Genomic DNA, 7,443 nt, shown 5'->3' on the forward strand with positions numbered 1-7,443 from the left:
CCCCTAGCCCCACATCCCCATCTGCTGACCCGACGTTAGACCCATCACAAACAACACCTGGTAACTCCCCACCCCCTGACTCTCCACCGAGTAGCACGGAATAGCTACGTTTTGCCCCCTCGGGCCAGCAGGCGTCGCGATGGCCCGAACCAGAAGACCCCCCCACCTACCCGATCAGGCCTCGCTGACGCTGCTTGGTGAGGGCAATGTCTAAGACACCCTGTGATCCAAGAATCCCCGCGCCTTTAGGCCGGGGAGTTGTCAAAAGGACGGGCTTACGAGGATTGGGCGTTCACTCTGCTTATTAGCCCTTGATGAACATAATCTCCCCACAGGCGGGCTAAGTCCCGTGCCCGCTGCCGTCCCTCCGTGGCGACCTGGTACATTCGGCGCGGACGCCCCCGACCTTCCACCTTTTTCCAGTACCCCACGATCGTCATCTCATCCTCTAGAAATTTCAGAGCACCATAGAGAACCGTATCCGATAGGCGATAGGCGGGGTAATGGTGTTCCAATTGTTGAATCAGTTCTGTCCCGTAGGAATCCCGTTCCAGCAAGACCGATAGGATGTAGCACACCGCCAATTCTTTATTCAGATAGATAGGCGGCGGGTCTCGGAAAAACTGATAAATGTCTTCAAACTTCATGGTAAGCAGGTCCATGTGTTCAGACTGAAAACCAAGGGTGGCGGCTCCAGGTGCCCAGCAAGCACCATTTACTTTTACTTCCCTGGTGGCGGACGCGATCGCAAGCATCGCCCCCACTTGGCAGAGACATTCCCCTGCTATCAGGCAGCCAACGTAGCCTACTCTAGAGCAGCTAACAGTAAATTTCTGTTTCCTGGGCAACCTAAAGACCGCAATTATTCCCACCCCGTCAATGGGGTGGGAGGACCGCAGGCACGCTCACTGAACACAATGGTTTCCTGGACTATCTCTGGCCTGGGACAGGAAAGGCGGCAAACCCACTCAACCGGGGGTGATATCTAGGCCACCCGCAGAGACCTTAAGGTTGACTGACTTCTCCCAGTCTTATGACCGTGCCCACATGTCCCTTGGCTCGTCTCAACTTACATGGGAATGTTCAACCCACTGGTTAACTCTTCCATCTGACGCCGCATCTCGGCAGTTGACTTGTTATAGGCATCCTTCATGGCTGTAGTGACGAGATCCGACAGGACTTCCGCCCCTTCGCTCAACGCATTGGGAGAAATTTCTACCCGAATTGGCTCCTGATTACCCGTCATGACAACCTTAACGAGGCCACCGCCAGCTTCCCCCTCGATCTTCATTTGTTCGAGATCTTCCTGAAGCTTCTTGGCCCCTTCTTGCACTTGCTGTGCTTTCTTAAAGGCTTCTGCCAGTTCTTTCATTTTGCCAAGACCGAAGCCGAATCCTTGCCCTTGCCCTTGTCCTTTGGTCATAACCTTGTCATCTGTACTGCAATGAACACTTTAGCATTCCCATTCACCCTGACTAGGGGAGACTAGGCCGGTTGGAAATCTCCTAGGATCTTAACCTCTGGTTTTAACGATAATGACCAGTGTTCGGCAACTCGCTCCTGAACGTGGGTAATGAGCCGGAAAATGTCATTGGCAGTGGCATTACCGCGATTCAAAATAAAGTTGGCATGGCGCTGCGCCACTTGCGCTCCACCAATTTGATGGCCCTTCAAGCCCGATTGTTCGATTAACCAACCCGCCTTATAGGGGTGGGGATTGCGGAACACACTGCCACAACTGGGGAGGTGATAGGGTTGACTGCTCTTACGCTGTTCGAGGTTTTGACTGGTGGTGGCCATCAATTGCTGGGGATCAACCCCTGGTGCAAGTTGGAACGTCGCCTGAACAACCAGTTGCGGAATACTTTGGAGACGGGAACTCCGGTAGCTGTAGTCTAAATCCTTGGGGGTCAGTTCCGTTAGACTTTCCTCCTGGTTGAGGACTTGGGCACTCACTAGGCGATCGGCGGCACAGGCGTCATGGGCACCCGCATTCATCACCACGGCGCCACCGACAGTACCGGGAATCCCCACGGCCCACTCCAACCCTTGCCAGCCCCGTTCTGCTGCCCGCCAGGCTAACCGGGCGATCGGTTCCCCTGCCCCAACGGTCACTTGTCCGGTTGTCTCATCAAAGTGCATGTGCCGCAGATGCCGGGTACAAATCACCAATCCCGGCAGGCCGGAATCACTGACCAAGAGATTAGACCCGGCTCCCAGCAGCGTAATGGGCAAGCCTTCCCGATCGGCCCAGGCCACACTAGCGGCTAGATCAGCAACCCGTTGGGGTGCGGTGTACCATTCGGCTGGTCCCCCCACTCGGAAGGAGGTGAGGCTGGCCAGACGCACATTGGGTTTGATCACACAGTCGGTGCCTGGCAACTTCAGGGACGTTCTTTCCGGTTTGAGGATGACGAGGGGGCCCGTCGGTCGATCGTGGAGCGAGGATTTCGACTTCTCGGCAAGGGACCGGGTTGAGGATTGCAAGCTAGGAGGGTCGTAGGAGAGAGTCATGTTGCGTTCGCGAGGATGAAGGGTGAGCAAGGGGCTAGGACTAGCCAGCTAGGCCAGTAGGGCGGGATCGCGTTGCACGACTGGTGAGTGAGCAGCAGCGGGCGATCGATACCGTGCCACCAGATCGGGAATCACCTGGTTTAAATTACCCGCTCCCAAAAACAGCACCAGATCACCTGCCGCTAGGGTTTGGCTGAGATAGGCCGTGACCGCTGCCAACGAGGGTTGATAGACGACATGGGGGTGATGGGCTTGTACCAGTTGGGCGACCTGTGGTCCCGTGATGTTGCCTGTATTCATCTCACCGGCACTGTAGATGTCCGTCATCACCACCAGATCGGCATCCCCAAAGGCTTGAGCGAAATCGGCCAGAAATGCCTGGGTGCGGCTATAGCGATGGGGTTGAAACACAGCTACGACCCGCTGAATAACCCCAGCTTCTGGCGCGTGAGGCCGTGCGGGTGTATCGGCCCCCGATATCGCCGAAATCGGCATACCCAGTTGTAGACGGGCCGCTGCTAGGGTCACCCGTAACTCGCTTGGATGGTGGGCATAGTCATCAATGAAAACCATGCCAGCAACAGTCCCCCGGTGTTCAAAGCGGCGGCGGGTGCCCGTAAACTCACCTAATCCCTGGGCAATCGTTGTAAACGGTAGCCCTAGCAACCGCCCAACCGCCACCGCCGCGAGGGCATTACTCAGGTTATGCGGACCCAACAGCCGTAGGGAAAGTGTTCCTAACCGCTGCCCCCGTTCCCAGACTTGGGCTTGGGTGCCGTTTGCTCCGTACTGCACGGCATCCACCGTGTAGGTGGCACCGCGGGTCGGGTCTAAGCTATAGCTAATGCTGGGCGGACAGTGCGATCGCACCGTGGGACAGTCGATACAGCCAATGACAGTTTGACACTGTTGGCTAAAGGTTTGGAAGGTTGTAACGACCTCGGCGAGGGAGGCGTAATGGTCGGGGTGATCCAGTTCAATATTGGTGATCACGCCGATCGTGGGTACCAGGCGCGTCAACGAACCATCCGATTCATCGGCTTCCGCCACGAGATAGGGTCCCTGGCCAACACGGGCATTCCCCCCCCAAGCATCCACTTCTCCTCCCACAATCACCGTGGGATCGAGGTTGGCGCGCCAGAGGAGGTAGCCAATCAGGCTGCTGGTGGTGGTTTTCCCGTGGGTGCCTGCCACCGCAATACTTTGGTAGTCCTGGAGCAGAGCAGCTAGCAGTTCCGAACGATGAAAGATCGGACACCCCAACGCAACGGCAGCTTGATACTCGGCATTGGCAGCCGCGATCGCCGTGGAGCAGATCACCTGGGGCAAGTTGGGTTGTGGGCGAGCGGCTTCTTGGTCAGCCTCTGACCCTTGGGCTTGTTGCTCCAGGTAGTGAGCATCTTGTTGCCAGACGACCTGTACGCCTAGGGATTGCAGTCGTTCCGTAATCGGGTTAAGCCGCAGGTCTGAACCAGAAACCGGTAGCTTACGTTTTGCTAGGACGTAAGCAAGGGCTGACATACCGATCCCACCAATACCGATAAAGTGGAATGGCCTGCCGCTGAAGTCAATCGAATTCAGCATCCTCGCTCCTTACACACCACACCAATAACACGCGATATCATACAGGAAATTTTTTTAACATGTGAACCTGTTTCCTTCCCGGCGGGATGATCACACTTGGGAAGCGAGTTCCAGTCCTCTCTATTCAAACCTAATCGCTACGGGCCAAAACAGCCCTAGCGTATACCCCAGTCTGCCCAGATTGCTCCGTCGATGCCATTATTGAGCCTCTTTGTCTTTTGTTCCTTAGCCTCTGCACTGTAGTCTCTGCACTGTTGGGAGAAGGGTATCCGGAGGGTTTGGGGCAGCCAGTGGGTCAGCCTGCCACAACGATGAATTGGGACGATCACCCCTAGTTTTGGGAGGTGTCTGGGCCGCATTTTGACTGTGGTTTGCCAAGGGGGGGCCGGTTGGACCTGGGAGCCACGCTTTCAGGTTTGGCCACGGACGATCGCTGGTCCGGCTCTAGTCTAACCAAGCTTTTTCCAGGGAGGGATAGCGGCTCGCCGCCTCTGACCTGGGGACGATCGCTCCCGATTGTCTCAGCCGATGCCGTCCCACGCTCCCCCTGGCTCCGACCTAGCCCCTGTGCTTTCCCCCTCCCCCTAGGGAGCCGGGGAGGCAAACGGCTCCTGGCCTGGGGTCAGGCTACGGGTGGTCAAGCATTCTGCCTAGGGGGGCCTCTGGGTTGCAGCGATTCCCTGGCGCAATTCCCTGCAACCCGGTTCGACCACCCAGGCAGGGGCACCCAGGAACTCTCTGGATCATTGCCGCGCGATCGCTGATCCCCGGTGGGGAAGTTCGGGATTTTCCCGCCGAAGCCCGTACCCCTTTGCGGTATGATCGGGGTCATTACCAGGCTTAATCAAAACTGATTGAATTTTAGAGGGTAAGACGCAGTGGTTAGAGTCGCAATCAATGGGTTCGGACGCATCGGGCGTAATTTCTTGCGGTGCTGGTTGGGCCGCGAAAACTCCAATTTAGAAGTGGCCGCCATCAACGACACTTCTGACCCCAGAACGAATGCTCACCTGTTGAAGTATGACTCCATGCTGGGGACCCTCGAAGGCGTTGACATTGTTGCTGACGATAATTCCATCACGGTTAATGGCAAGACGATCAAGTGCGTTTCCGATCGCAATCCGGAAAACCTGCCGTGGCGGGAATGGAATATCGGTTTGATCATCGAAGCCACCGGGGTTTTCGTTAGTAAGGAAGGGGCCTCAAAGCATATCAATGCCGGGGCCAAGAAGGTGCTGATTACGGCCCCAGGTAAGGGTGCAGACGTGGGCACCTTCGTGATGGGGGTCAACCACACGGATTACGAACACGATCGCTATGACGTAATCAGCAACGCCAGTTGTACGACTAACTGCTTGGCTCCCGTGGTCAAGGTGTTGCACGAACAATTCGGCATCATCAAGGGCATGATGACCACCACCCACAGCTACACGGGGGATCAACGCCTGCTGGATGCCAGCCATCGCGATGTGCGGCGGGCACGGGCGGCGGCCCTAAACATTGTCCCCACGACTACGGGTGCGGCGAAGGCGGTCGCCCTCGTATTGCCGGAACTGAGTGGGAAACTGAACGGGATTGCCCTGCGGGTGCCCACGCCCAATGTCTCCGTTGTCGACTTTGTGGCCCAGGTGGAAAAACCGACCTTCGCGGAGCAGGTGAATGAAGCCCTACAAGCCGCCGCCCAGGGTCCCCTCAAGGGCATTCTGGAGTACAGCGACCTGCCCCTGGTGTCGATCGACTATCGGGGCCATGATGCCTCGTCGATCGTCGATGCCAGCCTGACGATGGTGATGAGCGGTGACATGGTGAAGGTCGTCGCCTGGTACGACAACGAGTGGGGCTATAGCCAGCGGGTAGTTGACCTGGCTGAACTCGTGGCGGCCAAGTGGCGCTAGGCTAGCGCTGCCATTGCCACCTTACTCCCATCCCTGATCGGAGTTTGGGCATCCTACCGGTTTCTACCCGAAGCGGCAGGATGTCCTAAAGTTGCTTTACCCCAGAACAATTGGGGTAGACGGGTTACCGAGTCCTCAGCATACCAAGGGGTTGGGTACCCCCAATCCCTTCCGGATAACCGACACGTCCGATAAACCCACCCCGCCAGAATTTTGAATTTTGAACTCAACACCCGTCGCAAAATTTTCTACAGAGTCTTGACGTTCTTCCCCTAATCAGCCACAATGGGAAACTGCGGTGCAGCACCGTCTATGCGGAACTGGCGGAATTGGTAGACGCGCTAGATTCAGGTTCTAGTGTCTGATAAGGACTTCCGGGTTCAAGTCCCGGGTTCCGCATTACAGCCAGAAGGGTCACTCCTATAAACCTTTATCCCTCGCTAATGTTAACCAGCCTGCAAAATCCGCTGGTCAAGCAGCTACGCAAACTTCAGCAAGCTAAGGAACGGCAACGCCAACACCAATTTTTGCTAGAGGGTACCCACCTCATCCAAGAGGCCCTGGCAATCGGTTATCCTCTACACACCGTTTGTCATACCGAAGCGTGGCAAGCCCGTTATCCCGATCTGTGGCAGCAGGTCACCCAACGGGCGGGACGGGTGGAGTCGGTCAGCCCAGCGGTGTTGGCGGCGATCGCGACAACGGTGCATCCGGATGGGGTTGTCGCAGTGGCCAGTCAGGGTCAACGTTCCCTTCCGGTACCGAGTCGCCCTAAGTTGGGCTTGCTGGTTGATCGGCTACAAGATCCGGGCAACCTGGGCACCCTGATTCGTACCAGCGTGGCGGCGGGAGCTGAGGGCATTTGGCTAAGTCCAGAGAGTGTTGAGCCTCACCATCCCAAGGTCTTGCGGGCCTCGGCAGGACAATGGTTCCGGCTCCCATTAACCGTAGTTCCGGACTGGCGATCGGCCATCGCCGACTGGCAGGCTCAAGGTATTCAGATTGTGGCGACCTGTCCCACGGCCTCGCTCGCCTATTGGCAGGCTGATTTCCGCCCCCCGACCTTGATCCTCTTGGGCAATGAAGGCGCTGGGTTGCCGACTAATCTTGTGGCTAGGGCCGATAGGCGGGTGAAGATTCCCCACTTCGGGCCAGTGGAGTCCTTGAATGTAGCGATCGTGGCAGCCCTGATGTTGTACGAAGTGCAACGCCAACGGCAGTCATGGATTGGCGATGGGAATTAACCCGCGTGATTAACCCGCGTGATCAACCCGCTTGATTAACCCGCTTGGTGTTGTAGGTATTGTTCAATATCTGCGATCGCCTGCTCTAGGTCGCTGGGATCAAAGCCAATCTCTGGGCGGGTGGATGAGCGGCCATCGGCAGGCGGCTGAACGGGGGATGGCTAGGGCCGATAGGCGGGTGAAGATTCCCCACTTCGGGCCAGTGG

General features: G+C 57.0%; 6 protein-coding genes and 1 tRNA gene. 3 read left to right on the top strand and 4 right to left on the bottom strand.

What is annotated here, in order from left to right:
• Window positions 1–275 precede the first annotated feature (275 nt).
• From ACWIUF_RS05930 to murC, 4 genes are all read right to left on the bottom strand, one after another.
• The gene (locus tag ACWIUF_RS05930; RefSeq protein WP_448571367.1) at window positions 276–647 is read right to left on the bottom strand and encodes a PadR family transcriptional regulator; all 372 of its coding nucleotides are present in this window, start codon (window positions 645–647) and stop codon (window positions 276–278) included.
• 422 nt (window positions 648–1,069) lie between these two features.
• Window positions 1,070–1,423 carry a YbaB/EbfC family nucleoid-associated protein gene (locus ACWIUF_RS05935; RefSeq protein ID WP_448571368.1) on the bottom strand — a complete coding sequence of 118 codons (354 nt, stop codon included), beginning with the start codon at window positions 1,421–1,423 and terminating at the stop codon, window positions 1,070–1,072.
• Window positions 1,424–1,485: 62 nt separating this feature from the next.
• On the bottom strand, window positions 1,486–2,514 hold the full coding sequence (gene murB / locus ACWIUF_RS05940; protein ID WP_448571369.1) for a UDP-N-acetylmuramate dehydrogenase: 1,029 nt from the start codon (window positions 2,512–2,514) through the stop codon (window positions 1,486–1,488).
• Between the two features lie 48 nt (window positions 2,515–2,562).
• Window positions 2,563–4,098 carry a UDP-N-acetylmuramate--L-alanine ligase gene (murC, locus tag ACWIUF_RS05945; RefSeq protein ID WP_448571370.1) on the bottom strand — a complete coding sequence of 512 codons (1,536 nt, stop codon included), beginning with the start codon at window positions 4,096–4,098 and terminating at the stop codon, window positions 2,563–2,565.
• An 878-nt stretch (window positions 4,099–4,976) separates the two neighbouring features.
• Here murC and ACWIUF_RS05950 point away from each other — a divergent pair.
• The 3 genes from ACWIUF_RS05950 (at window position 4,977) to ACWIUF_RS05960 (ending at window position 7,237) form a co-directional block, all read left to right on the top strand.
• Window positions 4,977–5,993, top strand: coding sequence for a type I glyceraldehyde-3-phosphate dehydrogenase (locus ACWIUF_RS05950; protein WP_448571371.1), 1,017 nt, complete (start codon window positions 4,977–4,979; stop codon window positions 5,991–5,993).
• 314 nt (window positions 5,994–6,307) lie between these two features.
• Window positions 6,308–6,392, top strand: a tRNA-Leu gene (locus ACWIUF_RS05955).
• Between the two features lie 44 nt (window positions 6,393–6,436).
• Window positions 6,437–7,237: a TrmH family RNA methyltransferase gene (locus tag ACWIUF_RS05960; RefSeq protein WP_448571372.1), complete on the top strand. Its 801-nt coding sequence runs from the start codon at window positions 6,437–6,439 to the stop codon at window positions 7,235–7,237.
• The last annotated feature ends 206 nt before the right edge of the window (window positions 7,238–7,443 follow it).

It is taken from the genome of Trichothermofontia sp. (assembly GCF_053493415.1).

Excerpts from the sequence above, each read along its gene's own strand:
- ACWIUF_RS05930 (WP_448571367.1), bottom strand. The coding sequence starts at position 647 with ATGAAGTTTGAAGACATTTATCAGTTTTTCCGAGACCCGCCGCCTATC.
- ACWIUF_RS05935 (WP_448571368.1), bottom strand. The coding sequence starts at position 1,423 with ATGACCAAAGGACAAGGGCAAGGGCAAGGATTCGGCTTCGGTCTTGGC.
- murB (WP_448571369.1), bottom strand. The coding sequence starts at position 2,514 with ATGACTCTCTCCTACGACCCTCCTAGCTTGCAATCCTCAACCCGGTCC.
- murC (WP_448571370.1), bottom strand. The coding sequence starts at position 4,098 with ATGCTGAATTCGATTGACTTCAGCGGCAGGCCATTCCACTTTATCGGT.
- ACWIUF_RS05960 (WP_448571372.1), top strand. The coding sequence starts at position 6,437 with ATGTTAACCAGCCTGCAAAATCCGCTGGTCAAGCAGCTACGCAAACTT.